Consider the following 1,690-nt stretch of genomic DNA (forward strand, 5'->3'; position numbering starts at 1 on the left):
CCAGCCGGGGCCGGGCTGGCGCCACGAGGCTTTGAGGATGCTGCGGCTGCGCCGCCGGCCGGCGGCCGGCAGCGTGAGGAGTACCCGCTGTACGAGGTGGACACGAAGGTCCTCATCGGCTCGATCCTGCGTTCGGCGGCCATCGTGACGACCGCCGTGATCGTGGTGGTCTTCGCGATCTTGTTCGTGGTGACTCTCACTGCGAGCGATACCGCGGACCTGGGAGAGCTCATCGGCGTGATCGTGCCGATGGCGATCATGCCGCTGACCGCCGTCGGCGTCGTGTGGGGGCGCTTCAACCGGGGGTGGCGCTTCCGTGCCTTTGCCACCCCGGCTGGCATCCGCGTGCGCTACGGCCTGACGGCGGACACCTCCTCCACGCTGCCACCCGGGAGGGTGCACGCCGTGAGCCTGCAGCAGGGGCCGCTGTGGCGTGGCAAGGACTGGTGGAAGGTCGTGGCCTGTGTGGCCGGGCGTGAGAGCGTGGACTCCTCCTCGGGCCAGGTACAGGAAAACGGCTCGAACATCCTGCTGCCGGTGGGGGACCGTGACACAGCGCTGCGAGCCCTGTGGCTGGTGACCCCTAACCTGGGGGTGGCTGACCCCGACGCCCTGCTGGAGGCCGTCCTGTCAGGCATGGACGACGACGGCGTGGGGGACCCGGGGGCGCCCATCGGCTCGCCTGAGCGTGGCCTGATCCGTATCAGCCCCCGGGGACGGGTCTTCTCTCCCCTGGCCTGGTGCCGCGAGGGGATCGTGCTGACCGATACCTGCGTCATCCTGCGTACGAGCCGGTTGTGGAGGAACACCAGCGTGGTGCCCTACGAGCGGATCCAGTCGGTCCACATCAGCCAGGGGCCGCTGGCCCGACGTCGCAGGCTGGCCAAGATCGAGCTGTGCATGGTGAGCATCGGTCAGGTGTCCACCGGGATGTCCAACCTCGATCTGGGGGACGCTGCCGCGCTGGAGCGCGTTATCTCTGATCGGGCGCTGCGGCGTCGTCGGGCCGAGAGGATTGACCGCTGGCTGGCCAGGGCCGTGGCCGAGCCTGCTGCCTGACGTCCAGGCGTGAGACGATCACGCCATGACTGAGCCACACTCCTGCGCCAACCCGGTCGTTGAGCCTGAGACCTCTCGGCCAGGGCGGCTCGGGGTCGGCATCATCTCAGCCGGCAAGGTCGGCGCGGTCCTCGGTTCGGCCCTGCGGGCGGTGGAGCACCAGGTCATCGGCGTCCACGCCGTCTCGCAGGCCTCGCGTGAGCGGGCTGAGGTCATGCTGCCGGGCGTCCCGGTGCTGGAGGTGGAGGAGATCATCCGCCGCGCCGAGCTCGTGCTGCTGGCCGTGCCTGACGATGCCCTGGCAGACCTGGTCACTGGCCTGGCTGAGCTCGGGGCGTGGCAGATGGGCCAGATCGTGGTGCACACCTCCGGGCGCTACGGCATCGAGGTCCTCGCGCCGGCGCAGGCGGCCGGTGCGATTCCGATCGCCCTGCACCCGGCCATGACCTTCTCCGGCATGTCCACGGACCTGGCCAGGCTCACGGGCTGCCCGATGGCGGTGACGGCGCCGCCGGCCTTCCTGCCGATCGGGCAGGCGCTGGCGGTCGAGCTGGGTGGGGAGCCCTTTGTGCTGGCGGAGTCGGCGCGGGCGGCCTACCACGCGGCGCTGGCCCACGGAGCGAACCACCTG

General features: G+C 70.6%; 2 protein-coding genes. Both read left to right on the plus strand.

All coding sequences use genetic code 11. The features are described 5' to 3' along the window. The coding region (locus tag HMPREF0058_RS03370) for a PH domain-containing protein (RefSeq protein ID WP_006548276.1) at positions 1 to 1,059 on the plus strand (1,059 nt) is incomplete at its 5' end. A gap of 25 nt (positions 1,060 to 1,084) precedes the next feature. After that, positions 1,085 to 1,690 (plus strand): Rossmann-like and DUF2520 domain-containing protein (locus tag HMPREF0058_RS03375; RefSeq protein WP_006548277.1); only part of this gene is annotated, 606 nt, incomplete at its 3' end.

The sequence above is a fragment of the Actinomyces urogenitalis DSM 15434 genome, from assembly GCF_000159035.1.
In the GTDB taxonomy this organism is placed as follows: domain Bacteria; phylum Actinomycetota; class Actinomycetes; order Actinomycetales; family Actinomycetaceae; genus Actinomyces; species Actinomyces urogenitalis.